The sequence below is a fragment of the Micromonospora sp. NPDC049049 genome (genome assembly GCF_040649115.1).
Lineage (GTDB): Bacteria > Actinomycetota > Actinomycetes > Mycobacteriales > Micromonosporaceae > Micromonospora.
Genome location: NZ_JBEZEX010000007.1, coordinates 185,512 through 211,689 on the forward strand (window position 1 = coordinate 185,512; position 26,178 = coordinate 211,689).

Consider the following 26,178-nt stretch of genomic DNA (forward strand, 5'->3'; position numbering starts at 1 on the left):
GGCTGTAATCGCGATTCTGTTAGACCTTACGTCCCGCCTTGTTCGCCTTCATTGGCGTTCTCAGTGTCGGATCCCAGACAGACGCATCCGCACGTCGCGGACCGGGTCAGCTCTGGTAGCTGAACTCTGTGCCTTGCGCGCCCGATCCCTGGACCGCCCAATCACCCGCTTGAATAGGTGTGGTTCCCTGTGGCGTTGCGAACCAAGACGTCGAAGATTGGCGCATCGTTCCAGTTGGGCTGCAACTTGGTGATCTTGATCCAGCCCCAGGAGCGGTACGCGGCCAGTGCGGCGACATTGGTAGGGCGGGCCAACAGCGTCGACCGGGACTCTGCCCGGCTGTCGACCAGGTCATGATGCAGTGCCCTCGCGATGCCCTGGCGCCGCCAATTCGGGTGCACCAGCAGTTCGCTGAGCGCGAAGGTGCGCCTGCCGTCCTCTTCTGTGAACCCGGGCGGCACGGGCCCGTGAATGCCCTCCCACCACCGTGTCTGTATAGGAAGTGGGAAGCCATAGATGTAGCCGACCAAGGCCCCGCCGACCGTTGCGGTAACCAGCTCCCACCCAGCTCTCTGCATGTGGAGGTTGAGCTGTCGCCGGTAGCGGTCCTCGCTGTAGAACTCGCCGCAGCCCGCGTAGACCTCCAGGTAGAGGCGCACGAGCTGATCGAGGATCTCCTTAGCCTCGTCAGCGCTGTAATGGCGAAGCTGCAAGCCCTCGATCACAGGTTCACCGCCTGGTCGTAGGCGTCGACAAATTGGCGGGTCGTCGTAGTTGCCTGCTTCGGCGCCGCCAGACTTCGGCGTACCTGTGCGAGATGCTGACTCACCCGCTTCGAGTTGATCTGACGGACAGCGGGCAGGACGCCCAGGGCGATCCGAGCAGCCTCGTTGACGTCGCCCTGCTGGTGCACGGCCTCTGAGAGCCGCACCGTGTAGTAGACCTGGTTCCGCCGATGACCCGGAGAAGGATTGGCAGTGATCGCGCGCAACGACTGGACAGCGCGTTCGGGTCTGCCGAGGGCGAGGTAGGAGAGCCCTTCGATCCCGTTCAGCTCCTGGGCGTTCACGAAGTGCACGAAACCCTGGTCATCCTCGTGAGGGCCGCGGTCCAACTCACGGCGGGCCTTGGTCATCTCGCGGCTGAATCCACTGGTATCTCCGAGGACGGCGTTTGCATGTGCCCTGCGTAGGTGCAGCAACGTGGTGAGTCGAGGTGTGGCCCACCCGGCGGAGATCCGTAGGGCTGCTTCGGCGCAGTGCAGCGACTCGCCAGGCTGACTTTCGCGGATCAGCAGGGACAGGTGTGTGAGGGCGCGAACTTCCGCCTGTGGGTCGTCTGCGATTCGGGCACGGGTGATCGCCTCATGCAGGTACGGCCGAGCCTCAGACCGACGATCCGCGTCGATGGCGAGCCAGGCAGCCTCGATGGACAGATCGGCCAGGGCGCTTTGAAGCGCGTCACCGACTTCACGGCTGTAGCTTGCCCGCGCTGCCCAGGCTGACAGCCTGGTGTGCGCCTGCATGGCGACGTCGCAGAGCAGGTCGGCCCCGACGGCCGCATCAACCCGTCGGAGATCGTCAACCAGGGAACTGGCGAGCCGTACCTGCTCCATGCCGATGCTTCCCGGCATCTCAGCGGACGGCCCGGGGAGCAGGTATGTGTGACCGCCTGCGGCGAGTCCCGCGAGCGCGGCCAGGACGTTGAAGCGTCGGCGGTTCGTGACGCCACCCCCTTGGCTCGATGCCTGTTCCACATTAACCGTCACGGCTGCCGGGTCGTCTCGCTCGACCACCTGATCGTCGCCATGTGCACCAGTTATTTCGCCACCCGTAGGGCTCGCATCGCCCCAGCAGTGCTGGCCGGGAAGACGGAACCAGAGACTGCCCGCCGGCACCCGAAGGAGCGTCGCCCAGTGCGCCAGTCTGTCCAGGTGCACGAGCGGAGGGCCGTTTTCCACCCGACTCAACTGCGCCTGCGTGATCCCCAACCACCCCGCCACCGCCGACTGCGGCAGGGCGACCCGCCCGTGATACGGATGGCACCGGTACGCCCGGATCACCCGCCCCAGATGCCGCTCGGCCAGCGCGAGTCGCACGGGCTCGTGCTCCCAGAAGCTCGCCGGCACCTTCGGTGGGGCGCTCAACCGGTCTCGCTCGGCGGTCTGGCACGGCGTGCACCGTCCGCTGTCGTTGTCCCGGGCCAGCCGTCCGCCGCACCGAGGGCAGTTCGCGTGTGTCACCGGCGGCTCCGTCCGTGTCGCCTCATCGAGCCTGTCCATTGAACACGCTGCGTGGCGCACTGGTATACGCGCGACGCATATCTTCGGAGGATCGCCAATAAGTAGCGGCTGGTCAGGACGGGCGCGCCGCCCGCAGCGCGTCGATGACCACGCCCCAACGCGCCGGCCCGTTCATCGAGTCCAGTGGCTTACCGTCGGCCACGACCACGCCGGCAGCACGCAGCACCTCCAGGTGGCCCGCATAGGCGGGATGCGCGGCCAACTCCGCCTTGGTGTGCGGGAACGCGATGATCGGCAGCCCAGCCCCCAGCGACTCGTTGAGGACGCCGAGCGCCAGCGTGTCGTTGATGCCCAGCGCCCACTTCGTCACCGTGTTGAACGTGACCGGGGCGGCCACCACCACATCGGCGGGCGGGTGCGGCTCGGGGTCGCCGGGCATCCGCCACTCCACGCGTACCAGATAGCCGGTCTTGTCTTGTAACGCAGCCCGGTCGATCCACGGCGCGGCGGTGGGGCTGACGATCATGCAGACCCGCCACCCGTCGGCGATCAGGAGGTCGACCAGCTCGTCGATGTGTTCCGCCGGTCCCGCCGCGCAGACGACCAGATACAGCACCGGACGTTCCGTCATGCCCGCAGTCTGCCCGATTCGACAGTCGCGGCGTGGAGCGCATACCGATCAGGTATGCCGTCAACGATCACCGTGACATGCCGTTGTGCCTGGTCAGCCGCGACAGTCGATGCCTGGCCCGGGGCGGGTGCTCGGCCTCGGAGTTGCGCCGGCCCTCAACGGCGCAGCGCCTCCCGCCCCGGTGCCAGCCAACGATTCGACTTGGAGCCGGCATGCCCACCGTGAACGACGACCAACTGGCCCGCCTGGGCCTGGCCGCCGCCTGGGAGTCGGTCGACGTGCGGGCCGCCGCCGACTTCTGGTGCACTGTCGAAGACCGCCGAGCTGGACTGCTCCCGCAGCGCGACGCGCCGCTGTTCTTCACCGCGTTGGGTCGCCTCCTGGTCGACGGTGACGATCCGGCGAGTCGGGCGGCGCTGCTCCGGGTGCTCGGCCACGCGTACCGTCACTTCGACCTGCTTCCGCACGCGACCACCATCGGCGACGCGTTGCTCGCCACCGTCGCTCGCCACGCGCGGCCACTGTGGACGCCGCAGCTCACCGTCACCGCCGAGCGCGCCCTGTGCCGCGCCACGCACGCCATCCGACGCGCCGCCGCCCAGGCCGGCGACGGCCGGGCCTGGTGGCACGTCGAGGTGATCGGCCATGACCGGCCGTCGTCCGACATCGCCATCCTGACGGTACGTCCCTGGCGGCGACTGCCCTTCCAGCCAGGTCAGGCCGTGCCGGTCTGCACGCCGCGCCTGCCGGGTCACTGGCGCTGGCTCTCGCCGGCCAACGCCCCACGCGCGGACGGCACCGTCGAGCTGCACGTCCGCGCCGTACCCGCCGGCACCGTCTCCCACCGCCTGGTCCATCGGGTACGCCCCGGCGAGCTGCTCTGGCTCGGCCCACCCGTCGACACCGGCCTGAGCCTCGACCCGGCGAACACGAACGACCTGCTGTTCGTTGCCGGTGGCACCGGCCTGGCGCCGCTGCGCGCCCTGGTCGAACAGGTCGCCGCCGCACCGGCCGGCCGGCGGGTGACGCTGGTGGTCGGCGCCCGCACGTTCACCGACCTGTACGACCCGATCGCCCTCGACAAGTTGCAGTGCGCCCACGACTGGCTGACCGTCGTGCCGGCCCTCTCCGACGACCCCTGCGCCGACCCGACCGAGCGGGGCGACGCCCTGACCATCGCCCTCGACCATCACCAGCCGGATCAGGACATCTACCTCTGCGGCCCACCCGCGATGCTGACCGCCGCGCGGTCACGGCTGCCCGCCCTCGGCATCCCCGCCGCGCGCATCCACCTGCCCAGGGGCTTCACCTGCTGATGGTGTGCCTACCGGACGAACTCCGACCGGCCCGCGCATGCGCGCCGCTCATGATCCTCGACGTTCGGTTACCAGTTGGCACTGAGCTGCGTGACGGCCTGGCGGAAGCGCCGCGGCGGCAGGACGGCCCGGAGCTTGTCGGCAGCGTCAGCGAAGTCCGAGATCGTGGTGACGCAGCCGTGACCGAGGTGGGCGAGCCGGATGACGCCAAACCGCTCAACCACGAGCGCCTGGGACAGCGGGACGGTGTGCACGTTCCCGTCGCCATCCACTGTCGAAATCGCGTCGATGCCAATGACCAGCTTGGCCTTGTTGTGGAACCGCTTGGAGAACGGCGGCCTGACAACCTCACCTGCTGGCACGAAACGGGTGGTCCGGCAGGAGTCCTCGGTGGCGCGAGGAAGGTTGGGTTTCGACCCGTACGGTACGACGATCATGGCGCTGGAGAGCCAGCCCGACACGATGTCCCGCGTCGCTTGCGGAGTAAGCCCAGTCAGCTCGCTGAGTGATTCCGAGCCGTAGATCTCAGCCGTGCCGAGCAGCTCCTGGCGGGTCAAGGGTTGAAGGTCGCTGATCGACTGCATCCATTCGATGTCGCCCTCCAGGGCCATGCGTCCCGTTGGCACCCGGTCAGCGAGCTCCTCTCGATCAATCCCATCGGCGGCAAGCCGTTGCAGCTCGGCCCAGAGCAGCTCGGCCGCGACGGTGGCGTCGAACTTCTTGGCTTTCTTGCCGAAGTCTGGCGTGACCCTCAACCCGAGCTCGTGCCGCGTACTGTCGACCACCTCGCACATGAATTCCGCACCAATGGCCACCCCGGCCTCGTCTACCGCCTCGGCGACTCGCGACCGCAGTGCCCACATCAGATCGACCGCTTCCGCGCTGGGTTCGACACCGACCATCAGCGCGACACCACGGACCTCGTCGGCGTACCAGATCGGTCCCATCTGGTTGTTGACGAGTGGCGTGCTGCGGGTGACTCGCGGGCCAGTGGGCAACGGGACTCGCATCGCCTGAGGCGGTTCACCCGTCACTGTGAGAACCGCGTTTCCGCTGGTGAAGAACCTCTCGACGTACCGTCGGATCTCGTCCGCCGTGAAGAGCCTGTAGTCCACCGCGGGCCAGCGCGACAGGCCGTGTCCGCTCGGCCCGAAACGCCGCGACAGCAGCGCTCCCCACGGGTCGCGTAGCCCTTCTTCGATGTTCGACATGTACCGGCTGTCCGCATCGAGGCCCTCGACCGCGTCGGACAGATCCTCCGGCGGCAGATTGCTGATAGCCGAGCAGATGGTGGCGAAATGCCTCACGACCTGATCAGGTGGGCCGCCTGCGAGGAATGACGTGTCGTTCATCCATATGTTGTCCTGGTGATTCTCCGCGACGTGATCCTCGGTCCAGTCCACCAGGTGCTGGACGAGATGGGTCAGGCCGATGGAGTCGATCTCTTCGTCGCGAGCGCCGCACCCAAAGGTCAACGACGCGGCCAGGGTGCCAGGCGCATTGCGTTGGATGACAGTAACTCCGTCTATCTCCTCGCGCCGCATGAGCGGATCGTAAAGTGACCGGTCAAGCCAAGGGCTGAGGCGTTCGACCGAGGCGGTGCCGTTGGGTCAACTGTTGGTGTCGCCGAACTCGCGTACCCCGTCCACGTCCAGCGTGATCCGCCCGTTCTCGGTCCACTGGCCGGTGGCGGCGAGCCAGCTCGGGTCGTCGCGCTCGTCGATGGTGCTCCAACTGTGCCGGTGGTGCCGTAGCTGGATCGGCCCGGTCGACTGGCCCGGCGCGAGCGTGCCGTCGGTGAAGGTCAGCTCCACCCAGCCGGGGACCGGCGTTCCCGGGGCCGGGTACGGCGGTGCCGGCGTCGACAGCACCGACGGCCCGCCCGGCGGGAGGAAGAACTGCACGGTCTGCTGGATCCGGTCACAACCCAGCGCCGCCCAATCGCAGTTCGGCACCAGCGAGGTGTTGCCGCCCTCGAAGCGCAGGTGGTAGCGCACCTGCACGGTGCTCAGGTCGAGCGGCGCGGTGCCGGTGTTGGTGACCTTCAGGAGGTGCTGGATCTGGTTGTTGGTCGGTGACCAGTCGAGGTTGAGGTAGCTGACAGTGGCGCGTCCGCTGGCGGTGCGCACGGTGGTGGCGGGTGAGGTGTCCGAGTAGCCGCCGAGCGCGCGGGCGGCAATCGCGATCCGGTACGTCGTACCGGGTGCGAGGTCGGTCAGCGTGATCGTGGTGTCGGTGGTGGCGCCGAGGAAGCGGTACGTGTTCGGCCCCAGTGGCACCTGCACCTCATAGTTGATCGGCTGCTCCGCGCCGGGCTCGCTCCAGGCGGAGGGCGTCCAGCTGAGCGTGAGCTGATGTGGTTCGTTGACCACCACCGTGGGGGTGCCCGGGGTGCTGATCGCTGGGCCGTCGGCGCGGGCGGCGTTGACGGCGAGCAGGCTCGCCAGCGCGGCGAGGGCGATGGTGGCGGTGACGCGGCGAGCGGACATAACCGAATGGTATGCATGGACATCGATGCCAATCCATCGTCCGTCAGTTCAGTGACGCGCCGACGACGGATCCAGTCCATGACGCGACGTAGTCGGCTTGGAGATAATGCCTGCGCTACGCCGTAGGAACCGATCAGCCGGTGCAGGTGCCCTGCGAAGCGCGTGAGCCGCTGCACCGGCTGGATGGTCGGCTCAGGAGCCGCCTTGGCGCTGGACCCGCCCGTCGCCCGAGACCTTGGCCCGGCCCAGATCGCGTTCGGTGCCGGCCGGGCCGGTCGCGGTACGGCGGTGCCGTTGGTCGGGCGAGTGCTCCACGGGCGAGCCCTGGCGGCCCCGAGCGCCGCTGCCCGAATGCCGCCGGCCTCGCGCCGACTCGCCGCCGCTGTCGTGTTTGTTCTGCTTGTGACTACCCATGGACCGCGCGTACCCGGTCACTGTGCGGCTAGTCCTGAACCCTCGTCAGCTCCAGCGGCCTCACGGATTCCAATAGACGAGGACCCTGGCCTGGTCGAAACGTCGCTCCTTCAGGTCGGCACGCTGGATCACCCAGTGGATGCTCGCGCCACCCTGTCTGCCGCCGTGAAACTCGGCCAGCACAACCCAGTCACCATGGTCGGGTTCCCCACCACCACCCCCCGACTTTGTCGTACCCCGACCGGCCCGAGGGGTGGGCGCCCAACCAGGCGGGGTTGAAACCGTTGCAGTCAGTGCCGTAGCCGCCCAACAGCAGTGGCGTCGGGCCCCCGGCGGAGAACATGCCGTCCGGCACTTTGCGCAGGACGGCCTGCCACACCTCGGTCATCTGTTCGAACGGGGGATCTCCCGGCAGCGGCGGCGACCACGGGGGCCCCGGGACCGTCTTGACGTAGGGCAGAGAGATGTCGACGGTGAGGTGCAGATCGCCCTGCGGGATCTCGTAATAGACCTCCGCGTACTCGTCGTCGTCCGGAGGGAAGTCGGGCGGATACTGCGCTCGCTCCTCGACCGCCACGTCTGCCGGCACATATCTGACCTCGCCCCAGCCGCTTTCTTCGGGCCAGCCGAACAGCAGCAGTTGGCCGTCGGACGGTAGTGGAAGATCGGTCACGTCTGCCGGAAGAGCAGCGCAGTCGATGGTGGCGATCAGGGGATACTCGGGGTCCTCGGCGTCGGCCGGAAGCATCACGGGTCCGCGGATAACGCCCACGACCGGTCCGTCACCCCCCTGTGTCAGTAGGGCGGAGGGGCGGGCGAGCCCCAGCCAGCGCTCCACGTCGGCGGCGGGTACGCCGCGGTGCAGCGCCTCGGCACGGACCTGATCGATGATCTTCACGTTTCGGGGAAGCACGGGAGAACCGTAGGTCAACCGTGCGACGTTCTCGACCCCGCCGGATGCTGGCTGCCCGCAAGACAGGCGCACCTGCAATCGATACCGCGATTTGCCGTCGGCGGGCGGCAGGTGGAAGCGCCCGACCATAGCGTCCGAACCACGGAGTTCCGCGAGCGCGCGATCTGTGGGAGGCGACCATGCAGACGACCGAAGGTGTGGTGTTGCCGGGGGAGCGGGCCCCGGTCAGGTTCAACATGGACAGGTGGCGGGCTGGGCTACCACCGGATGCGTGGCCCGACACGCTGCCGGCGACCGGCGAGCTCTGGCGGCGCGACGTCTTCGCGGTGGCCGACGCGTACCGGGCGGGGTCCGCTAGCCCGCGACAACTGCTGACGGCCGTGCTGGTCTGGGCTTACGGACCCATCGGGTACGGCCCGTGGCGCGCCGCCAGGTCGCTCGACGCCGACCCCGAGGGCAAGCGCCTGGCGTACGCGCTGGAAGAGGTGTCCACGCCAGCGCCCGACGAGGACGCGCTGCGCACGGCGTACCGCCGCTTCCGCGACCCCGACTACGCTCGTCTGCCCTGGTTGGGGCCGGGCCTGTTCACGAAGGTTCTCTACTTCGCCGGCTACCGGCGCGGGGCGGGCGGTGTGCAGCCTCTGATCCTCGACCGTGTGGTGGCCGGCCAACTCCCCGCCGAGGCGGGTGTCGGCCGGCGCAACGGCTGGTCATCCGAGGAGTGGCTGGCCTATCTGCGGTGGGCGGCCGAGCAGGCCCGGGTCAGGGGAGTGGAGCCGGACTCGGTGGAGATGGGGGTAGTGCCCGACCGCTGAGGTGGTTACCGGCCGGCGCGGAGGCGGGTGTCGAGGGCGTCGAGGTCGGGGACGAACCAGATCTGCCCGCCCTGGTTCGACTCGTGCACCAGCGCGCGCAACGCTGAACTCTCCGCGAGCTGCGCCGAGATGTCGCCGACGACGGCCAGCCGCACCCGGTAGTTGACGAACTTCTGCATCACGTCGCCGGCGAAACGGGTGCCCAGCGAGAAGAACCGTGCGTCGAGCCGGTTGGCCGGCACGGCGACCACCTGGGCGCCGAGGAACGCCGCGCCGATCAGGTCCAGCGCGTCCTGCTCGGTGGCCACCGGCGGGCCGTCGGGGTCGCAGACCAGCACTGGCACTCCGGCGCGTTCCTGGATCTCGTCAGGCATCGTGAACCTCCCGGTCGAGCAGGCCGTTGTCGGCGTTGAGTACGGCGTCGAGCAGGTGCAGCAACTCGGCGGTGGCCGCCGGGTCACCCAGGATGATGATCTTCATGCGATGGCGTTGCTCGTCGTACACGGTCTGCACCCGCAGCGGGTTGGCCTGGTCGTGGCCGGTGTTGGCGCTGGTGAGCACGAGCGTGCCGAGCCGGTCGGCGGCGGCCCTGTCGACACCGTCGACCTGGACGATGCTCGACACCTCCGCCTGCCTGGCGACGCTGGGCGCGGTCGGGGCCTGTCCGGTGAGGGCGTCGAGATCGCTGGCGGCGATCCGGTACTGCTTGCCGATCCGCACCGCGCGCAGCCGGCCCGAGCGGATGTAGCCGCGCACGGTGCGCACATGCAGGTTGAGCCGGTCGGCGACCTGTTCGACTGAGTACATTTCTTCCGTCATCACTCCCTATGCTACCCCCACAGGGAAGCATAGGGAGTGATGGGATCGACTCGTTCACCGCATTAACCCGCTCGCGCTGTCGGACAGGTCCAGTACCGTCTGGGAACCATGGACGCGCTCGGCGACGCCATCATCGGGCGGGATCACCCCGTAGGTCTGCTGCGCGCCGAGGTGGATCGCGCCACCACCAGCCACGGCGGTCTCGCCCTGGTCACCGGCGAGCCGGGCATCGGCAAGACGACCCTCGTCACGTCGGCGGCCCGGGAGGCCCGCCAGCGGGGCGCGCTGGTGCTCGGTGCCGCCTGCTGGGACTCCGACAGCGCCCCCGGCTACTGGCCGTGGGTACAGGTGCTGCGTGCCCTGCGGCGCTCCGCCGACGACTGGGCGGTGGCGCGGCAGTCCGCCGAGCCGGCCCTCGCGGCCCTGCTCGGCCAATCCGGTGCCGACGGCGAGCAGGCCGGTCGCCTCGTCGGTTGGGCAGGCGTCGACCCCGGCCCGGACGCCGCCGACCAGGAGGCGTTCGCGCTGTACGACGCGGTGACCGCCGCCCTGGTCGCCGTCTCCCAGCACCGGCCGGTGGTGGTCGTCCTCGACGACCTGCACTGGGCCGACCCGGCCTCACTGCGGTTGCTGAGCTTCGCCGCCCAGCACACCTGGTTTGAGCGACTCCTGCTGATCGGCACCTACCGCGACGCCGAGGTCGAGTCGGGCGAGCACCCTCTGCGCCCGCTGCTGATGCCGCTGGTCGCGAAGGCCACCACCATCACCCTCACCGGTTTCACCCGCGACGAGGTGGCCGCGCTGATGACCCGGACCGCCGGCCGGGAGCCCGAGGCCAGCCTTGTCGACGAGGTGCACCGGCGTACCGGCGGCAACCCGTTCTTCGTCGAACAGACAGCGCGGCTGTGGCACGCCGACGACGCGGTCGGCACCATCGCACCCGGCGTACGGGAGGCGGTGCGCCGGCGCCTCGCTCAACTGCCCGCCACCGTGGTGGAGGCGCTGACCGTCGCCGCCGTACTGGGTCGCGAGTTCCACCGTCAGGTCCTCGCGGCCTGCGCGGCCGCTCCCGCGGCGCAGGTCGACCGGCTGCTCGACCGGGCGGTGACCGCCCGACTGGTGGTCGCCCGGGGCGGTGGCCGCTTCGCCTTCGCCCACGACCTGGTCCGCGAAACCCTCTACGACGGGCTGACCGACGACGACCGGCGGGCCCGGCACGGTGCGGTCGTCCGGGCGGTCGACGACCTGCGGGAGCTGACCGACCGGCTGATCCCCGCCGACCTCGCCCGCCACGCCTACCTCGCCGGTCCCGCGCTCGACCGGGCCCGGGTGGCCACGCTGCTGCTCGCCGCCGGCCGGGCCGCGTTCGCCCGGCTGGCGGGCGACGAGGCGGCACTGCACTTCCGCCGAGCCCTTGAGGTGGTCGAAGACCCGGTACAACGGGTGCGGATCCTCGTCGAGTTCGCCGAGTCGCACTACCACCACGCCGACCGGGAAGAGGTCACGAGGCTGCTGGCCGAGGCCGCCAAGCTGGCCCGGTCACTCGACGACCCGGTGCTGCTGGCCCGGGTCGCGCTCATCGTCAACCGCGCCCGCCAGGTGGACGCTGCCCAGTCGGCCGAAGCGGCGGAGTTGGTGCGCGAGGCGTACCGCCGGTTGATCAGCGAACCGGATGCCACCGCGCCGGTCGGCGCCCTGGTCGCCGACCTGATCACCGCCAGCGAGACGATCGCCCGTCGAGGGCAGGACGACGAGGCGCTCACCTTCAGCCTCTGGGCCCGCCACGACACGACCTGGGGGCTCGGCACCGCCGCGACCCGAGCCGCGCTCACCGCCGAGATCCGGGCCGTGGCCCGGCGGACCGGCGACCGGGAAACCGAGCTGTGGGCCACCTCGCTGCGCTGGGTGGCGCTGCTGGAGCTGGGCGACCCGCGCTTCGTCGAGGAGCTCGTCACCTTCGTCGACGCCGAACGGGAGGGTGACTTCGCCCGGCACCGGATGGCGGCGGCCGTCGACAGCGGGATCATCGCGGCGTTCCAGGGCGACTTCGCCACGGCCGACGAGCGGTTCGCCTTCCTCACCGACCAGGCCGACCCGAGCTACGCCGAGTTCGGTTTCATGGGCCATCACCTGCGCTGGTCCCGGCTGCTGCTCCAGGGCCGGGTCGACGAGGCCTCCGCGCTCGTGGAGGGGCTCGCCCCGACGGACTACCCGTACCGGGAGCTGCTGCGAGCTATCACCGCCGCGGAGCGTGGCGACGGCGAGACGGCGCTCCGGTTGACCGTCGGCATCGAGGCCACCGCAACCCGGTACCCGCGCCCGGTGTCACCGCTCTGGCTCCGACTCCGCGCTCAGGCCGCCGCCGCGTCCGCCGACCCGAAGCGCTGCGATGCCGCGCGGGCCGCGCTCACCCCACACCGTGGGGAGTGGATGGTGGGGCTCTTCGGCTGCGACATCAGCGGCCCCGTCGACCACTGGGTGGCACTGATCGACGCCGCCCAGGAACGCTGGGACGACGCCATCGCCGGATTCATCGCCGCCCGGGACTCCGCCGACCGGATGGGCTCCCGAACCTGGTCGCTGCTCGCCCGCACCGGCCTCGCGAACGCCCTCGCCGGCCGAGGTCACCCGGGCGACTCGACGACGTCGGCAGCGTTGCGCGCCGCCGCCGTCCAGGAGGCGACCGCCCTCGGCATGACGCAGGTGCTCCACCGGCTCGCCGCCCCGACAGTCCGCGACATCCACCACCCGGACCAGGCCGTCTCGCTGGGTCAGGTTGCGGGTTGGGGCCAGGCCGTCGGGTCGGGCCAGGTTGTCGCGCCCGGTCGTGCCGCGCCGGTCGCGGCTGCGGTCAAGGGGTACGAGTTTCGGCGCGACGGGCGGGTCTGGCAACTGGTGTACGACAGTGTCGTGGCGCACCTGCCCGACGCCAAGGGCCTGCATGACCTGCACCTGCTGCTCAGCCGGCCCGGCAGCGACGTGCCGGCCGTCGAACTGCTCGACCCGGCGGCCGGACCGGAGCTGGTGGCCGCCCGGCGGCTGGGCGCCGATCCGGTCCTCGACGAGGAGGCGAAGGCCCGCTACCGGCGGCACCTGGCCCGCCTCGACGAGGAGATCGACCGGGCCGCCGCCCGCGACGACGACCGGAAGGTGTCCAAGCTGGACGCCGAGCGGGTTGCGTTGCTCGACGAGCTGCGTGCCGCGGCGGGCCTCGCCGGCCGGAGCCGTCGCCTGGGCGACGAGGCCGAGCGGGCCCGCAAGACGGTGACAGCACGAATCCGCGACGCGCTCCGCAAGCTCGACGACCGGCACCCGGCACTGGCGAGCCACCTGCGCGAAACGGTCTCCACCGGAACGACCTGCCGCTACCAACCCCCCAACGCGCTGCCCTGGCAGCTCTGACCGCACCCCAGCCCTCCGCGATCTTGCACTTTCGGTCGCCGGTTCAGGTGGATTCGTCACCCTTGTCGGGACAGAAAGTGCAAGATCGCGGGGGTGGGTGGGGTGGGCTAGCGGCGGTTGTACTTGTACATGGTCAGGGTGCCGAAGACCAGGACGAAGCCGGCGCTCCACAGCAGCAGCCACATCGTCGCCGACGGGTCCGAGTCACCGCTCATCGCTCCCCGGATCGCGGCCACCAGTTGCGTCACCGGGTTGACCTTCACGAACGCCTGGAGCCAGCCGGGCATGGTGCTCGGCTCGACGAAGACGTTGCTCAGGAACGTCAGCGGGAACAGCACCATCATGCTGACCCCCATCACCGACTTCTCGCTGCGCAGGATCAGCCCGAAGAACGTCCACACCCAGGAGAACGCGAACGAGAAGATCACCAGCAGCCCGATCCCGGTAACAGCCCCGACCACCCCGCCCTCGGGGCGGAACCCGAGCACCAGCCCAAGACTCAGGATCACCACGGCGGCGAGGATGTAGCGCAGCACGTCGCCGAAGATCATGCCGACCAGGGCGGCCGGACGCCAGATGGGCAGCGTCCGGAACCTGTCGAAGATGCCCTTCTCGATGTCGGTGTTGAGGCCGACGCCGGTGTACATGGTGATCATGACGACGCTGGTCACCATGATGCCGGGCAGGAAGAACTGCAGGTAGTCACGCGGGCTGCCGGCGAGGGCGCCACCGAACAGGTACGTGAACATCAGCACCATGATGATCGGGAACGCGGTCACGTCGAAGAGCTGCTCCGGCACGTGCTTGATCTTCAGCATGGCCCGCCAGCCGAAGGTGAGCGACGCGCTCAGCGCGCTCGGCCGGGGCGGTCGGGAACCGGGCGCGAGCACAGTGGCCAGCGCCTCGGCGGACGGAACGTAGACGGTCGGCGCCCGCTCGGTAGTGGTGGTCGTGGTGTCGCTCATCGGGCTGCCTCCAGCTCGTCGTCGCGCTCGTCGGTCGGCACGGCGGGGTGGTCGGTCAGGGCCAGGAAGACCTCGTCCAGGCTCGGCTGGCCGAGGGAGAAGTTGTCGACCACGATGCCGGCGCGGGCCAGGTCGCCGAGTACGCGAGCGGCCTGGGAGCTGGCGTCGAGGTCGGTGCCGGCCTCGCCGACGCGGGCGGTCAACGCCACCGGGTCGGCGGCGAGCTGCACCGGCACGTCGAGCGCCTCCCGGAGCACCCGTTCCGCCTCGGAGCGCTGAGCGGGGTCGCGCAGTCGCAGGTGGACGGTGCCGGAGCCGATCGACGACTTCAGCTCACCCGGGGTGCCCTCCGCGATCACCCGGCCGTTGTCGACGACAGCGATCCGCCCGGCGAGCTGGTCGGCCTCGTCGAGGTACTGGGTGGTCAGCAGCACCGTCGTGCCGTGCGACACCACCGCCCGGATGATCTCCCACACCTGGTTGCGGCTGCGCGGGTCGAGGCCGGTCGTCGGCTCGTCGAGGAAGAGCAGATCCGGGGTGTTCAGGATGCTGGCGGCGATGTCGATGCGTCGCCGCATGCCGCCCGAGTACTTCTTCACCTGGCGGTCGCTCGCATCGGTCAGCCCGAACGCGGCCAGCAGTGCCGCGGCGCGATCCCGAGCGGCCGGCTTGCGCAGGCCGAGCAGGCGAGCCAGGAGCACCAGGTTCTCCGTACCCGTCAGGTCCTCGTCGACGGAGGCGTACTGGCCGGTGAGGCTGACCCGGGACCGGACCTTGTCGGCCTCGGTGACCACGTCGTGCCCGAAGACCCGGGCCGAGCCGCCGTCGGGTCGCAGCAGGGTGGCGAGCACCCGGACCGCCGTGGTCTTGCCCGCGCCGTTCGGGCCGAGCAGGCCGTAGACGGTGCCGGCGGGCACCTGGAGGTCGATGCCGGCCAGCGCCCGGGTGTCCCCGAACGAGCGGGTCAGCCCCTCTGCCTCGATGGCCAGACCGGTGGTGCGTCTACTCATGATCCTTACCTTTCGCGTCGGACGTGTTCAGGAGACGTAGGGTCGAGCCGCCCGGCCGTCGCGCAGTGCCAGACCCCACCAGCGCAGCTGGTCGAGCAGGACGCCGACGTCGCGTCGCAGCTCGTCGGTGCACTGGGCGGTCGGCTCGCCGGCGAGCAGGTCGATCCCGACGACGTCGCGCACCGTCATCGCGTGCAGTGCGGTGAAGACGGTACGTAACTGGTCGACCGCGTGCAGGCCGGTGGACCGACAGCCGTACGACACGAAGCCGACCGCTTTGGCCTGCCACTCGTCGTACGCGTAGTCGATGGCTTGTTTCAAGGGTGCCGGGAAGCTGTGGTTGTACTCGGGGGTGACCACGACGAACGCGTCCGCCCGGCCCACCTCGCTGACGAACGCCCGGATGGACGCGGTCGGCTCGGCGGGGTAGGTGGCCGGGAAGTCGTACTCGGTCAGGTCAACGACCGTCACCGTCAGGTCGTCGTGCCGCGCGGCCTGCTCGACGAACCAGTGCGCCAGCCGGTCGCCGACCCGCCCCTCCCGGGTGCTGCCGACGATCACGGTGATCCGCAACGGTGCCATGGCCCACCCCCCTTCCACAGTGAAGGCGCGAGGTGACGACAGGCGCCCGCTAGATCCGATCTAGCGGGCGTGGTTCGGGGGCGAAATGTCGGTGGGATCGGCTTGACTGGGGGTCGACGAACGGGGGAGCGCAATGGCACAGGTACGCATCGAGCCGTGGCACGAGGACGACCTCGACCTGCTGCGGCAGCTCAACTCACCGGAGACCCGCAAGCACACCGGTGGCCCGGAGACCGACGAGCAGGTGCTCGCCCGGCACGACAGGTACGTGCACTTCTCGGGCACCCAGCAGGGCTGCATGTTCACGCTGGTGCTGGCGGACGGGGCGCGGGCGGGCAGCGTCGGCTACTGGGCCCGCGAGTGGCGCGACCAGCCGGTGTACGAGCTGGGCTGGGCGGTGCTGCCCGCGTACCGGGGGCAGGGGCTGGCCACTGCGGCGGTGCGCGCGGTGCTGGACGTGGCCCGCGCCCGACGGGACCGGCACTACGCCCACGCCTACCCCTCGGTCGACAATCCCGCCTCGAACGCGGTGTGCCGCAAGGCCGGCTTCACGCTGCTCGGCGAGACCGGTTTCGAATACCCGCCGGGGCAGATGATGCGGGCCAACGACTGGCAGCTCGACCTGACCGCCCCACCGACAGCGAGCTGAGGTCGGCGGGGCGGCCGGTGACAGGTCACCAGGTGGTGTCGAGGCGGTGCCGTTGCTCGGCGGTCAGCTCCAGGTCAAGCGCTCACCGTCACCAGGGCAGCACGCCGTACCCGCCGCCCGCGTCCATCTGGAAGCCCCAGAGCAGCCCGCTCGGCCCGTCGGCCGGCAGGGTGGCCAGGTGGACGCTCACCTCGGCGCCCTGGTCGGCCGTGCGGAAGCCGCTGTTGCCGTTGAGGTCGGTGGCGCAGTAGCCCGGGTTCGCCGCGTTCACAGTAATCGGAGTGTCCCGCAGCTCCTTGGCGTACATCGCGGTGAGCATGTTCAACGCCGCCTTCGACGACGGGTACGGCACTGAGGTCAGCTCGAACAGCGCGCCGGCCGGGTCGGTCATCAGGGCGATCGAGCCGACCTCGCTCGACACGTTGACGATCCGGGCGGCCGGCGCCCGGCGCAGCAGTGGCAGCATCGCGTTCGTCACCGCCACCACCCCGAAGACGTTCGTCTCGTACAGCCGGCGCAGCGTCGCCACCGTCGTCTCGCTGGGCAGCCCTCGTGCGCCGTCGGCGAGGACGAGGCCGGCGTTGTTGACCAGCACGTCCAGCCGGCCGTACTCCGCCTCCACCCGCTTCGCGGCGGCCGTCACCGACTCGGCGTCGGTGATGTCGAGCGGGAGGAACACGGCGTCCGCGCCGCCGTCGCGCAGTTCCCGTTCGGCTGCCCGACCCCGCTCGGCGTCCCGGGCGCCCACCAACACTGTCATCCCCTGGGCGCCGAGCTGCCGGGCGGTGGCGAAGCCGATTCCCTTGTTGGCCCCGGTGATCAGGGCGATCGTGTTCGTCATGACGAAGAGCGTGGCCGCGCCGACGGCGTCCCGGGAGAGACGGGCCGAGGCTGGGACCGGTGGTACCACCCTGGCCGGCCCGGGTCGAGGCATGCTGGGGTCATGACGAGCAGCGGGTTGCGGCGTGACGAACTGGCGGCGTTCCTGCGTGCCCGCCGCGCCCGGCTGCGCCCCGCCGAGGTCGGGCTCCCCGAGGGCGAACGCCGACGTACCCCCGGCCTGCGCCGGCAGGAGGTCGCGCAGCTCGCCGGGATGTCGATCGACTACTACATCCGGCTGGAGCAGGGCCGCGGACCGCACCCGTCCCGGCAGGTGCTCGCGTCGATGGCCCGGGCGCTCATGTTGAGCCGGGACGAGCGCGAGTACCTGTTCCGGATCGCCGGGGAGAACCCGCCGTCCACCGTCGGTCCGAGCCGGGAGGTGACTCCGGGGCTGCGGCACCTGCTCGACGCCATGACCGAGACCCCGGCGTACCTCGTCGACGCCGCGTACCACGTGCTGGCCTGGAACCGCCTGGCCACGTACTTCGTGGGGGATCTCGCGGCAGTGCCCGACGCGGACCGCAACATGATCCGCTGGACGTTCCGGCAGCCGGCGACCAGCGCCCACTGGACCGATGCCGAGGTGATCCGATTCGTGCGAAGCACTGTCGCGGACCTGCGGGCCGCCTACGGGCGCTACCCGGCCGACCCGGCGATCCGTGATCTGGTCACCGAGCTGCTCGGCACCTCACCCCGGTTCGCCCGGCTCTGGGCCGAGCACGACGTCGAGGAACGCCGACCGGTCGTCAAGCGGGTGCCGCACCCCGAGCTGGGGCCGTTGGAGTTCGAGTGCCGCGTCCTGCTGGTGCCGGAGACCGACCAGCGGATGATCGTCTACGTCCCCGAGCCCGGATCGCCGACCCACGCGGTGTTCCGTCGGATCGCCGAGCGCGTCGGCTCCTGAGCGCCGGGAACAGCGTGATTGACCCGCCGGAAACAGCGTGATGCCTCACAGTCATCAAGATGACTCTGAGGCATCACGCATTCAGGAGACCTGCCCGCCGAGCGGCGGGCTCAGGTCAGCGGGGGACGTAGGCGAAGGTGTCCGGGTTCGGGCCCTGCCGGCCGGCCTCGCCCTTGTCCAGCGCGGTGATCCGCTCCATCGCCGCGTCGTCCAGCTCGAAGTCGAAGATCCGGGTGTTCTCCTCGATCCGCTTCGGGGTGGTCGACTTCGGGAAGATGATGTCGCCGCGCTGCACGTGCCAGCGGAGCACCACCTGAGCCGGGGACCGGTCGAGCTGCCCGGCGATGTCGACCACCGTCGGGTCGTCGAGCACCTTGCCCTGGGCGATGGGCGACCACGCCTCGGTGAGGATGTTGTGCGCACGGCCGTAGGCGCGGACCTCGTCGTTGGTGAAGTACGGGTGCGCCTCGATCTGGTTGACCGCCGGCACGACGCTCGCCTCGTCGGCCAGCCGCTCCAGGTGCGACACCTGGAAGTTCGACACGCCGATCGAGCGGGCCCGGCCGTCGCGCTGGAACTCCTCCAGCACCTTCCAGGTCGAGACGTAGTCGCCGTCGTACAGGGTCGGCAACGGCCAGTGGATCAGGAACAGGTCGATGTGGTCCATCTTCAGCGCCGCGAGGGTCGAGTCGAACGCCTTGCGGGCGTCGTCGGGGCGGTGGAAGCCGTTGTTGAGCTTGCTGGTCACGTAGACCGAGCCCCGGTCGAGGCCGGACATCCGTACCGCCTCGCCGACCTCGGCCTCGTTGCCGTACATCTCAGCGGTGTCGATGTGCCGGTAGCCCACCTCAAGGGCGGTGGTCACCGCCGAGACGGTGTCCTTCGGCTCGATCTGGAACACCCCGAAGCCGAGCTGCGGAATGGTGGTGCCGTCGTTCAGGCTGATGTCGGGAATCGTGATTGCCACTGCGGCTCCTTCGCGTCTTCGTTTCCTGTCATCCATACCCGTGCGGGTGGACGATCCACCGCCCAACCGGAGGTGACGAACGCAACGGCGGACCGGTTCACCCGGTCGTGTCGAACAGCACCGGCCACGGCCGTGCCGCCGGCACCGACGTCACGGGCGGCGCGGGCACTGTGGGCTCGGCGGCGGCCAGCACCTCCGCGGCGAGTTGGCCGAACATCGCCGCCGCCGGGTGCGCCGACCGGTCCGGCCAGGCCGCCGAGGTGCGCTTGGCCAGCGGCGCGTCGGTGATCGGCCGCCAGGCCATCCGGGGTTCCCGGCGGGCCACAGCCGCCGGTTCCACTGCCACTCCGCCGCCGGCCAGCACCAGCCCGCAGAGGAACTCCGGGTTGCGGGCCGGGCGCACCCGGTCCGGGCGCCAACCGTGCTGCCGGCACACCGCCAGCAGGTGGTCGTGCCAGCCGGGGGCGGTGGCGCGGGGAGCGGCCACCAGATCAAGACCGGCCAGCGACGCGAGCGTCACCTCGCGGCCGCGTGCCAGCGGCGAGGTGCGCGGCAGCAGCACCCCCAGGGGTACGTCGACAGGGGCGCCGAAGCGCAGCCCGTCCGCCGCCACCGGGTGGTGGACGAGCCCCACGTCCAGGGTCCGCTCGGTGAGCATCCGCACCTGCTCGGCGGTGGTCAGCTCGTGCAGCTCCACGTCCAGGCCGGGCGCCCGGGTGGTGAGCCCGTCCAGCAGCGAGCGCAACGTCACGGCGGGCGTCTCCGGCGGCACCCCGGCCCGGAGTACGCCCAGCTCACCGGCGCGGATCTGCCCCATCAGGCTGCGGAGTCGACCCTCGCCGGCGAGCAGTTCCTCCGCCTCGCCGAGCAGCAGCTCACCGGCGGTGGTGAGGCGCACCTGGCGGCGGGACCTGTCGAACAGCTCGACGGTCAGCTCCCGTTCCAGCCGCTGGATCGACTGGCTCAGCGGCGGCTGGGCCATCCCGAGCTGTTCAGCGGCCCGGCCGAAGTGCAGTTCGTGTGCGACCACCACGAAGTGCCGCAGGTGCCGGAGCAGATCCACTGCCGGGACCCTACGCCAGCGCTACCGGGGCGGCACTGGTTACCGTGCTGGCGTGGACGTGGAGGAACGCATCGGGGCCATCTTCGCCGCCGTCGGGGTGACGGCCAGCCTGCACGTCGTGGACCTGGACGCCGTCGACCCGGACGCCGTCGGGGGCGGCGGGCTTCGGGAGGTCGGGGTACGGGCCGACGAGCAGGTGGTGATCGCCTCGATCTTCAAGATCCTGCTGGTGTTGGAGTTCGCCCGGCAGGTCGAGGCCGGTCAGCTGGACCCGACCGAGCGGGTGCTGGTCACCGCCGCCGACCGGCTCGGTGGATGGGGTCTGGCCGGCTGCGACGACGACGCCGAGGTGTCGCTGCGCGACCTCGCGTACTTCGCCATGTCGGTCACCGACAACACGGCCGCCGATCTGCTGCTGCGCCGGGTCGGCCCGGACCTGCTGCCGATGCTCGCCGTCGAGCTGGGGCTGACCCGTACCCGGGTCCTCGGTGGCCCTCGGGAACTGGTCGAGATGATGCTCGCCGACGTGGGCGCCCGGACCGAGGCGGAGTTCGCCCGCATCTTCCCCACGCTGCCGGCGGACCGGGTGCGGGCGATGCGGGTCTTCGACCCCGCGCACACCACGTCCAGCACCGCCCGGGAGATCACCCGGCTGCTCACGCTGATCTGGCGGGACGAGGCCGGGCCGGCGGCGGCCTGCGCGATGGTCCGCACCTGGATGGCCCGGCAGATCTTCTGGACCCGGCTGGCTGCCGGTTTCCCGCCTGGCGTCCGGGTCTCCGGAAAGACCGGCACCCTGCCCGGGTTCCACCTGGAGGCCGGGGTCGCCGAATACCCCGACGGCGGCCGGTACGCCATCGCGGTCTTCGCCCGCGCCGAACAGTTGACCCCGCGCCGCATCGACGTGGACCTGGCGATGGGGGAGGCCGCCCGCACTGCCGTCGAGGCGCTGCGCGGCGACTGATTTCGCGACCCGCCGAGCGCCGCCGCACCCCTGCTGAGCAGCACCGATATTCGGCGGCGTATCGAAGTCGACGGTCCTTGATCTTGGACCGCGGCCGGGTGCCGCTGGTTGGCTCGTGGTCGACACATCACCCGACCACGGGGAGTACATCCGCATGCCCAGTCTCGACCGCCGACGCTTCCTGCGCGACGCCGCCGCCACCACCGCCCTGGTCTCCGCCGGTGGCCTGGCCGCCGGCGTCGCCACCCCGGCCCAGGCCGCGCCCTCGACCGCCGCAGCCCCCGGGCCGACCGCTCGCCGCAAGGGCGCGGTCAGCTTCCGCTGGTGGGGTACTGCCGGCTGGCGCGTCGACATCGGCGACCGCACCGTTCTCGTCGACCCGTTCCTCAGCCGGATCGACACCGGGCTGTTCACCGGGGCGTTCAAGACCGACACCACGTTGACGGTGCGCACCGACGTGATCGACCCGCGGGTCGACCGGGCCACGACGGTGCTCGTCACGCACACCCACTGGGACCACTTCATGGATGTGCCGTACATCGCCAAGCGCACCGGGGCGCGGGTGTTCGGCACGCTGACCGCGTACCACCTGGGGTTGGCCTACGACGTGCCGTCGACGCAGCTCAGCTCCGTGAAGGGTGGGGAGGTGCTGGACTTCGGCGACCACAGCGTCGAGGTGGTCGGCTCGCTGCACAGCCGCAACCCGTCGTACTCGGTGGCGTTTCCCGGGGTGCGGGTGAGCCCGCCGCCGCAGCCGGCCACCATCGCCGACCTGCCGGAGGGCGACACGCTGGGCTACCTGCTGCGGGTCGACGGCGGGCCGTCGGTCTACTTCACCGGGGCCAGTGACGTCGCCGAGCGGAACCTCACCGGCCTCGCGCCCGACGTGGCGATGGTGGCCATGCAGAACGCCACCACCACCGGCGACTACCTGCCCCGGCTGCTGGAAGGGCTGGACTACCCGAAGGTCGTGGTGCCGGTGCACTACGACAACTTCGAGACGGCGTTGCAGAACCCGCCGCCGGTCGCCCCGACCGACCGCACCCGGCTGAACGAGATGATCGCGGCGGTGCGCCGGATCTCGCCGCGCAGCCGGGTGCTGGTGCCCGAGTACGAGACCGCGTACCACTTCTGAGCGGCGTCGGTGGGGGTCGCCGAGCCGCGACCCCCACCCGGTCAGGAGGCGGCCATCTCCGCCAGGGCCCGCACCGACTTCCAGTTGCGGGAGGTGGACACCACGCCGAGCTTCTTCTCCAGGTACGCGTTCGTGAACTTCGACCGCCCGTAACCGCCGTCGACGTAGTGCAGGAACACCTCACGGCCGGTCACAGTGAACGACACGTTCTCGCCACCAGGCACGGCCAGGGCATCCGCTGTGGACTTCTCCGGTGCGGTGGCGAGGAAGGCCACCAGCAGCCGCGTCGGGTCGTCCTCCCGGTCGGCGTACGGGTTGCCGCCGGCGATCGCCGCCAGCTCCCGGGCGCTGCGTACCAGCACCGGCACGGTCAACGCCAGCTCGTCGGTCAGCGCCCGCGCGATGCCGGCGGCCAGCTTCTCCGCGTCGCGCACCGAGCTGCCGAAGGCCACGTTGCCGCTCTGCAGGTACGTCTGGACGTCCTCGTGCCCGAGGTCGGTGACGATCCGACGCAGGTCGGCCATCGCCAGCCGGGTGCTGCCGACGTTCACCCCACGCAGCAGTGCGACGTAGCGGGTCATGGCTCCTCCGTCCACATGGGTACGACGTCAGCCTAGCGGTGTGCGCGGAGCTGTCGGACGGGATCGATAAGCTCCCACCGCCGGATGCCACTGAGCGAATCGCCGGTCTTCCCTGGAGGTCAACTTTGATCCGTTCCCGCTTTGCCGTGGCGATCGCCGTCGCCGCAGCGACAGCGATCGTGGGGCTTCCCACGACCGCACACGCCGACGAGATCCCGATCGTCACGTCTGCCCACAGCGACTACGACCTCGATCGGGGCACGTTGCTGGTGTCCATCACGTCGCCCAGCGACGTCACCGATGTCCGTGCGCACATCCGCGAGTACAACACCGGGGCGGAGGTTGCCGTTCAGGAGGACTTCTACCTCCAGTCCGGCACCGAGCGTGACGGCGTGTGGCGATCCAACCCGATCATCCTCGACAAGCTCGGCTACTACCGGGTCGACGTGGAGGTCACCGACGAGGCCGGTCACCACGTCACCCAGACCGATGCCGGCGACCTGGACTACTCGGTGGTCACGTTCTTCGACAACGTCACGCTGAACCGCACCACTGTGACCTATGAGAACCGCAACGTGACAGTGCGGGGATGGCTCAAGGGGCGCTGGCCGGGCAGCGGCGAGATCAGGTCCCTGGGGAGATTCCCCATGACGGTGAACGCCGACTTCAGTTGGGACGCGGTCACCACCAGGGCCGACGGTTCCTTCACCGGCACTGTCACGATCGGCCGCAAGGACGTGCAGGTGTACGCGAACTACCGCTATGACAACGACCATCTCTTCCACGGCTCGTCGCGTTCGGCCGAGACCGCCATCACGATCACCAAGCGGCCGATGCGGATCACCATCGACACGGACCGACCCAAGATCCTCAAGGATGAGAACGTCACGGTGAGCGGTCGGCTGACCTGGCGGACGCCGGAGGGCTGGGTGCCGGTGCCCGGTGTGGAGCCGGGGGTTTCCCTCTGCATGAGCGCCGACTACTGCCGCACGTACCTCGGCTCCGCCACCACGGACGCGGACGGTCGGTACTCACTGACCACCTCGCCGTACGAGACCGGCCGCCTCCAGGTGGGTTACTCGATGGACGACGACTTCGTCAGCGCCGCGGTCGCCAGCACGAACATCTCCGTGCTGCAACCGGCCGCGTTCCGCAGTTTCTCGGCGGCCCGGGAGAACGCGACGACTGTGACGCTCAGCGGCGAGATGGAGTTCAACGGCGGGTTGTCCCCGGGGACGGTGCCGCTGAAGGTGCAGTTCTCGGCGACCGGCGACGACGACACCTGGGGCACCCAGGCCACCATCTACGCTGGCGGCAGTTACGACTTCGCCACGTCGATCTACCGGAAGACGGCTGGGTTCTGGCGGGTCGTCTACCCCGGCACCTCTACCGACTTCCAGTCGGCGACCAGCGCGTCGGTGTACGTCAGCTGATCTCGATGGGGCGCGGGGGCGTCCAGATCGGATGTTCCCGCGCCCTCGTCGACACACGACCTCGCTACCCCGACCGGTGGGGACCCACCAGGCCCGTCTCGTACGCGACGATGACCAGTTGCGCCCGGTCGCGTACCGCCAGTTTGGTCAGCAGCCGCCCGACGTGCGTCTTGACGGTGGCCTGGCTGAGGTTGAGGTGCGCGGCCAACTCCGCGTTGGACAGGCCCCGGGCGATCAGCGCGAGGACCTCCCGTTCCCGATCGGTCACCCCGTCGAGCTGGCGGGGCAGCGGCCGGGTCGGCTCCGGCTGCCGGGCGAACTCGTCGATCAGCCGGCGGGTCACCGTCGGCGCGAGCAGCCCCTCCCCGGCGGCGACCACCCGGATCCCGGTCAGCAGATCCGCCGGTGGGGTGTCCTTGAGCAGGAACCCACTGGCCCCGGCGCGCAGCGCCCCGTAGACGTACTCGTCGAGGTCGAACGTGGTCAGGATGATGACCCGGGTGTCGGCCGTCGCCGGGTCGGCGCAGATCCGCCGGGTCGCCTCGATGCCGTCCATCTCCGGCATCCGGACGTCCATCAGCACCACATCCGGCCGGTGCTGCCCGGTCAACGCGACAGCTTCCACGCCGGTGCCCGCCTCACCGACAGTGGTGCAGTCCGGGCTGAGATCGACCAGCAACCGGAAACTGCCGCGCAGCAACGCCTGGTCGTCGACGATCAGCACGCGGATCATGCGGCCACCCGGTAGGGGAGGCTGGCCGTCACCGCGAAGCCACCGTCGGGGCGGGGCCCGGCGCGGAACTCCCCGCCGTGCAACGCCACCCGTTCCCGCATGCCGATCAACCCGTGCCCCTCCCCGTCGAGCAGGACCGGCCGCTGGCCGTCGTCGGCCACCTCCACCCGCACCTCGTCGGGCAGGACGGTCACCGTGGCCCGGCAGGAGGCCGGCGCCGCGTGCTTCACCACGTTCGTCACCGCCTCCTGCACGATCCGGTACACAGCGAGGCCCACCGACTCCGGCACCGCGCCCGCCGGCTCGTCCCGCCGCACGTCGAGCTGCACGTCGACGCCGCCGATCGCCGCCTGCCGGGCGAGGAGGGGCAACTCGTCCAGCCCTGGCGTCGGCGCGTACGGGCTGTCCTCGCGCAGCACGCCGAGCACCCGACGCACGTCGGTCAGCGCGGTGCGGCCGGTCTCCTCGATGACCCGGAGCGCGGCACCCGCCTCACGGGGGTCGGCCTCGGCGACGTGGTTGGCGACGGCCGCCTTGACCACTATGAGGCTGAGCGTGTGCGCGACCACGTCGTGCAGCTCACGCGCCACCCGCAACCGCTCCTCGGTGGCGGCCTGACGAACGAGCTGGTCGCTCTGCCGGGTGGCGAGGGCTCGTCGCTCCCGGATCTGCCAACCGATCACCCAGGCCGGCGCGACCATGACGGCGGCGTAGGCGACAGCGCCGGTCCGCGACCAGAGGTCCCCCGCGGTCAGCACCAGGCCGACGCTCACCAGCGCCAGGCAACCGGCGGCGCAGAGCAGCGACCGGCGGGTGGGCGTCGCCACGGCCACCGTGTAGAAGGACAGTCCGATGGCGAGCGCCGGAGCGGCGGCAGCGTAGTTGGGGATCACCCCGGTGATCAGGGCGACGGTGGCGACGGAGCTGATCACGACGGCCACCGCCATCGGCCACCGTCGCCGGACGGCCAACGGCAGCCCGAGGGTCATCCCGACCAGCACCGACACCCAGAGCGGCTCGCGCACGCCACCGTGCAGCGGCGACTCCAGCGCGGCGTACGGGCAGAGCAACCCGCCGACGGCAACCGCCAGCAGGGCGTCCACCGTGTACAGGTCCACCGGCCGCATCCGTCGGGTCAACAGGAGAGCAGTCACCAGTCGAACGGTAACGATCGGCTGGATCGACCGCGTCCGCCTGTGGGCCGTCATCCCCGAGGACGACGTACCGGTGCTGCCGGGCCTGCGAATCCACCCGGGGGAGGGCCGGAAA

The 26,178-nt window shown here is 70.4% G+C and carries 26 protein-coding genes; 8 read left to right on the top strand and 18 right to left on the bottom strand.

Annotation, left to right across the window (positions count from 1 at the left end; genetic code table 11):
• Positions 1-161: 161 nt before the first annotated feature.
• The 3 genes from AB0B68_RS10555 to AB0B68_RS10565 form a co-directional block, all read right to left on the bottom strand.
• Positions 162-725 (bottom strand): GNAT family N-acetyltransferase, encoded by a 564-nt coding sequence (locus AB0B68_RS10555; RefSeq protein WP_357259211.1) that lies wholly within the window; start codon positions 723-725, stop codon positions 162-164.
• Positions 722-2,098 carry a hypothetical protein gene (locus AB0B68_RS10560; RefSeq protein WP_357259214.1) on the bottom strand — a complete coding sequence of 459 codons (1,377 nt, stop codon included), beginning with the start codon at positions 2,096-2,098 and terminating at the stop codon, positions 722-724. The genes AB0B68_RS10555 and AB0B68_RS10560 overlap by 4 nt, the downstream gene beginning before the upstream one ends.
• Positions 2,099-2,354: 256 nt before the next feature.
• On the bottom strand, positions 2,355-2,873 hold the full coding sequence (locus AB0B68_RS10565) for a flavoprotein (RefSeq protein ID WP_357259217.1): 519 nt from the start codon (positions 2,871-2,873) through the stop codon (positions 2,355-2,357).
• 212 nt (positions 2,874-3,085) lie between these two features.
• Between AB0B68_RS10565 and AB0B68_RS10570 the strand changes: the two genes are divergently transcribed.
• Positions 3,086-4,189 (top strand): FAD-binding oxidoreductase, encoded by a 1,104-nt coding sequence (locus AB0B68_RS10570; RefSeq protein WP_357259220.1) that lies wholly within the window; start codon positions 3,086-3,088, stop codon positions 4,187-4,189.
• 68 nt (positions 4,190-4,257) lie between these two features.
• On the opposite strand, the gene AB0B68_RS10575 is transcribed toward AB0B68_RS10570, so the two are convergent.
• The 4 genes from AB0B68_RS10575 to AB0B68_RS10590 form a co-directional block, all read right to left on the bottom strand.
• On the bottom strand, positions 4,258-5,733 hold the full coding sequence (locus AB0B68_RS10575) for a hypothetical protein (RefSeq protein ID WP_357259223.1): 1,476 nt from the start codon (positions 5,731-5,733) through the stop codon (positions 4,258-4,260).
• Between the two features lie 66 nt (positions 5,734-5,799).
• Positions 5,800-6,678 (bottom strand): cellulose binding domain-containing protein, encoded by an 879-nt coding sequence (locus tag AB0B68_RS10580; protein WP_357259226.1) that lies wholly within the window; start codon positions 6,676-6,678, stop codon positions 5,800-5,802.
• A 192-nt stretch (positions 6,679-6,870) separates the two neighbouring features.
• Positions 6,871-7,092 (bottom strand): hypothetical protein, encoded by a 222-nt coding sequence (locus tag AB0B68_RS10585; RefSeq protein WP_357194978.1) that lies wholly within the window; start codon positions 7,090-7,092, stop codon positions 6,871-6,873.
• A gap of 190 nt (positions 7,093-7,282) precedes the next feature.
• Entirely contained in the window at positions 7,283-8,134 is an 852-nt protein-coding gene (locus tag AB0B68_RS10590) for a hypothetical protein (RefSeq protein ID WP_357259229.1), read from the bottom strand.
• A gap of 50 nt (positions 8,135-8,184) precedes the next feature.
• On the opposite strand from AB0B68_RS10590, the gene AB0B68_RS10595 reads away from it, so the two are divergent.
• Positions 8,185-8,820: a hypothetical protein gene (locus AB0B68_RS10595; protein WP_357259232.1), complete on the top strand. Its 636-nt coding sequence runs from the start codon at positions 8,185-8,187 to the stop codon at positions 8,818-8,820.
• Between the two features lie 5 nt (positions 8,821-8,825).
• Here the strand turns inward: AB0B68_RS10595 and AB0B68_RS10600 are convergent, their stop codons facing one another.
• Together AB0B68_RS10600 and AB0B68_RS10605 are read right to left on the bottom strand one after the other, a co-directional pair.
• Positions 8,826-9,194, bottom strand: coding sequence for a DUF4180 domain-containing protein (locus tag AB0B68_RS10600; RefSeq protein WP_357259235.1), 369 nt, complete (start codon positions 9,192-9,194; stop codon positions 8,826-8,828).
• Positions 9,187-9,639, bottom strand: coding sequence for a helix-turn-helix domain-containing protein (locus AB0B68_RS10605; protein ID WP_357259239.1), 453 nt, complete (start codon positions 9,637-9,639; stop codon positions 9,187-9,189). Before AB0B68_RS10605 ends, AB0B68_RS10600 begins: the two co-directional genes overlap by 8 nt.
• 108 nt (positions 9,640-9,747) lie before the next feature.
• Here AB0B68_RS10605 and AB0B68_RS10610 point away from each other — a divergent pair, with 108 nt between their 5' ends.
• Positions 9,748-13,041: an AAA family ATPase gene (locus AB0B68_RS10610; RefSeq protein ID WP_357259242.1), complete on the top strand. Its 3,294-nt coding sequence runs from the start codon at positions 9,748-9,750 to the stop codon at positions 13,039-13,041.
• A 107-nt stretch (positions 13,042-13,148) separates the two neighbouring features.
• Here AB0B68_RS10610 and AB0B68_RS10615 read toward each other — a convergent pair whose 3' ends face one another.
• The 3 genes from AB0B68_RS10615 to AB0B68_RS10625 are packed head-to-tail and all read right to left on the bottom strand — an operon-like array spanning position 13,149 to position 15,598.
• Positions 13,149-14,006, bottom strand: coding sequence for an ABC transporter permease (locus AB0B68_RS10615; RefSeq protein ID WP_357194960.1), 858 nt, complete (start codon positions 14,004-14,006; stop codon positions 13,149-13,151).
• Entirely contained in the window at positions 14,003-15,016 is a 1,014-nt protein-coding gene (locus AB0B68_RS10620) for an ATP-binding cassette domain-containing protein (protein WP_357194957.1), read from the bottom strand. Before AB0B68_RS10620 ends, AB0B68_RS10615 begins: the two co-directional genes overlap by 4 nt.
• Positions 15,017-15,043: 27 nt before the next feature.
• Complete coding sequence (locus AB0B68_RS10625) at positions 15,044-15,598, bottom strand: NAD(P)H-dependent oxidoreductase (RefSeq protein WP_357194954.1); 555 nt, start codon at positions 15,596-15,598, stop codon at positions 15,044-15,046.
• 133 nt (positions 15,599-15,731) lie between these two features.
• Here AB0B68_RS10625 and AB0B68_RS10630 point away from each other — a divergent pair, with 133 nt between their 5' ends.
• Entirely contained in the window at positions 15,732-16,247 is a 516-nt protein-coding gene (locus AB0B68_RS10630) for a GNAT family N-acetyltransferase (RefSeq protein WP_357259245.1), read from the top strand.
• A gap of 88 nt (positions 16,248-16,335) precedes the next feature.
• On the opposite strand, the gene AB0B68_RS10635 is transcribed toward AB0B68_RS10630, so the two are convergent.
• Positions 16,336-17,088 (bottom strand): SDR family oxidoreductase, encoded by a 753-nt coding sequence (locus AB0B68_RS10635; protein ID WP_357259249.1) that lies wholly within the window; start codon positions 17,086-17,088, stop codon positions 16,336-16,338.
• A 102-nt stretch (positions 17,089-17,190) separates the two neighbouring features.
• On the opposite strand from AB0B68_RS10635, the gene AB0B68_RS10640 reads away from it, so the two are divergent.
• A complete protein-coding gene (locus tag AB0B68_RS10640) occupies positions 17,191-18,033 on the top strand; it encodes a helix-turn-helix transcriptional regulator (protein WP_357259252.1) in 843 nt (280 codons plus the stop codon).
• 115 nt (positions 18,034-18,148) lie between these two features.
• Here the strand turns inward: AB0B68_RS10640 and AB0B68_RS10645 are convergent, their stop codons facing one another.
• Both AB0B68_RS10645 and AB0B68_RS10650 read right to left on the bottom strand, forming a co-directional pair.
• The gene (locus AB0B68_RS10645) at positions 18,149-19,000 is read right to left on the bottom strand and encodes an aldo/keto reductase (RefSeq protein ID WP_357194943.1); all 852 of its coding nucleotides are present in this window, start codon (positions 18,998-19,000) and stop codon (positions 18,149-18,151) included.
• Between the two features lie 97 nt (positions 19,001-19,097).
• Positions 19,098-20,063, bottom strand: coding sequence for a LysR family transcriptional regulator (locus AB0B68_RS10650; RefSeq protein WP_357259255.1), 966 nt, complete (start codon positions 20,061-20,063; stop codon positions 19,098-19,100).
• 52 nt (positions 20,064-20,115) lie between these two features.
• On the opposite strand from AB0B68_RS10650, the gene AB0B68_RS10655 reads away from it, so the two are divergent.
• Both AB0B68_RS10655 and AB0B68_RS10660 read left to right on the top strand, forming a co-directional pair.
• Entirely contained in the window at positions 20,116-21,027 is a 912-nt protein-coding gene (locus AB0B68_RS10655; RefSeq protein ID WP_357194937.1) for a serine hydrolase, read from the top strand.
• Positions 21,028-21,181: 154 nt separating this feature from the next.
• Positions 21,182-22,162, top strand: coding sequence for an MBL fold metallo-hydrolase (locus tag AB0B68_RS10660; protein ID WP_357194934.1), 981 nt, complete (start codon positions 21,182-21,184; stop codon positions 22,160-22,162).
• Between the two features lie 41 nt (positions 22,163-22,203).
• Here the strand turns inward: AB0B68_RS10660 and AB0B68_RS10665 are convergent, their stop codons facing one another.
• Positions 22,204-22,743 carry a DUF1697 domain-containing protein gene (locus AB0B68_RS10665; RefSeq protein WP_357194931.1) on the bottom strand — a complete coding sequence of 180 codons (540 nt, stop codon included), beginning with the start codon at positions 22,741-22,743 and terminating at the stop codon, positions 22,204-22,206.
• 125 nt (positions 22,744-22,868) lie between these two features.
• On the opposite strand from AB0B68_RS10665, the gene AB0B68_RS10670 reads away from it, so the two are divergent.
• Positions 22,869-24,176 carry a hypothetical protein gene (locus tag AB0B68_RS10670; protein ID WP_357194928.1) on the top strand — a complete coding sequence of 436 codons (1,308 nt, stop codon included), beginning with the start codon at positions 22,869-22,871 and terminating at the stop codon, positions 24,174-24,176.
• Between the two features lie 64 nt (positions 24,177-24,240).
• Here AB0B68_RS10670 and AB0B68_RS10675 read toward each other — a convergent pair whose 3' ends face one another.
• On the bottom strand, positions 24,241-24,909 hold the full coding sequence (locus tag AB0B68_RS10675; protein WP_357194925.1) for a response regulator transcription factor: 669 nt from the start codon (positions 24,907-24,909) through the stop codon (positions 24,241-24,243).
• On the bottom strand, positions 24,906-26,063 hold the full coding sequence (locus tag AB0B68_RS10680) for a sensor histidine kinase (protein WP_357259259.1): 1,158 nt from the start codon (positions 26,061-26,063) through the stop codon (positions 24,906-24,908). The genes AB0B68_RS10675 and AB0B68_RS10680 overlap by 4 nt, the downstream gene beginning before the upstream one ends.
• Positions 26,064-26,178: the final 115 nt, after the last annotated feature.

What these genes read in the sequence shown, in the direction of transcription:
- AB0B68_RS10575 (WP_357259223.1), bottom strand. Translation starts at nt 5,733, where the DNA reads ATGCGGCGCGAGGAGATAGACGGAGTTACTGTCATCCAACGCAATGCG.
- AB0B68_RS10570 (WP_357259220.1), top strand. Translation starts at nt 3,086, where the DNA reads ATGCCCACCGTGAACGACGACCAACTGGCCCGCCTGGGCCTGGCCGCC.
- AB0B68_RS10580 (WP_357259226.1), bottom strand. Translation starts at nt 6,678, where the DNA reads ATGTCCGCTCGCCGCGTCACCGCCACCATCGCCCTCGCCGCGCTGGCG.
- AB0B68_RS10610 (WP_357259242.1), top strand. Translation starts at nt 9,748, where the DNA reads ATGGACGCGCTCGGCGACGCCATCATCGGGCGGGATCACCCCGTAGGT.
- AB0B68_RS10660 (WP_357194934.1), top strand. Translation starts at nt 21,182, where the DNA reads ATGCCCAGTCTCGACCGCCGACGCTTCCTGCGCGACGCCGCCGCCACC.
- AB0B68_RS10565 (WP_357259217.1), bottom strand. Translation starts at nt 2,873, where the DNA reads ATGACGGAACGTCCGGTGCTGTATCTGGTCGTCTGCGCGGCGGGACCG.
- AB0B68_RS10590 (WP_357259229.1), bottom strand. Translation starts at nt 8,134, where the DNA reads ATGGTCGGGCGCTTCCACCTGCCGCCCGCCGACGGCAAATCGCGGTAT.
- AB0B68_RS10605 (WP_357259239.1), bottom strand. Translation starts at nt 9,639, where the DNA reads ATGACGGAAGAAATGTACTCAGTCGAACAGGTCGCCGACCGGCTCAAC.
- AB0B68_RS10595 (WP_357259232.1), top strand. Translation starts at nt 8,185, where the DNA reads ATGCAGACGACCGAAGGTGTGGTGTTGCCGGGGGAGCGGGCCCCGGTC.
- AB0B68_RS10600 (WP_357259235.1), bottom strand. Translation starts at nt 9,194, where the DNA reads ATGCCTGACGAGATCCAGGAACGCGCCGGAGTGCCAGTGCTGGTCTGC.
- AB0B68_RS10640 (WP_357259252.1), top strand. Translation starts at nt 17,191, where the DNA reads ATGACGAGCAGCGGGTTGCGGCGTGACGAACTGGCGGCGTTCCTGCGT.
- AB0B68_RS10620 (WP_357194957.1), bottom strand. Translation starts at nt 15,016, where the DNA reads ATGAGTAGACGCACCACCGGTCTGGCCATCGAGGCAGAGGGGCTGACC.
- AB0B68_RS10635 (WP_357259249.1), bottom strand. Translation starts at nt 17,088, where the DNA reads ATGACGAACACGATCGCCCTGATCACCGGGGCCAACAAGGGAATCGGC.
- AB0B68_RS10665 (WP_357194931.1), bottom strand. Translation starts at nt 22,743, where the DNA reads ATGACCCGCTACGTCGCACTGCTGCGTGGGGTGAACGTCGGCAGCACC.
- AB0B68_RS10625 (WP_357194954.1), bottom strand. Translation starts at nt 15,598, where the DNA reads ATGGCACCGTTGCGGATCACCGTGATCGTCGGCAGCACCCGGGAGGGG.
- AB0B68_RS10585 (WP_357194978.1), bottom strand. Translation starts at nt 7,092, where the DNA reads ATGGGTAGTCACAAGCAGAACAAACACGACAGCGGCGGCGAGTCGGCG.
- AB0B68_RS10675 (WP_357194925.1), bottom strand. Translation starts at nt 24,909, where the DNA reads ATGATCCGCGTGCTGATCGTCGACGACCAGGCGTTGCTGCGCGGCAGT.
- AB0B68_RS10630 (WP_357259245.1), top strand. Translation starts at nt 15,732, where the DNA reads ATGGCACAGGTACGCATCGAGCCGTGGCACGAGGACGACCTCGACCTG.
- AB0B68_RS10615 (WP_357194960.1), bottom strand. Translation starts at nt 14,006, where the DNA reads ATGAGCGACACCACGACCACCACTACCGAGCGGGCGCCGACCGTCTAC.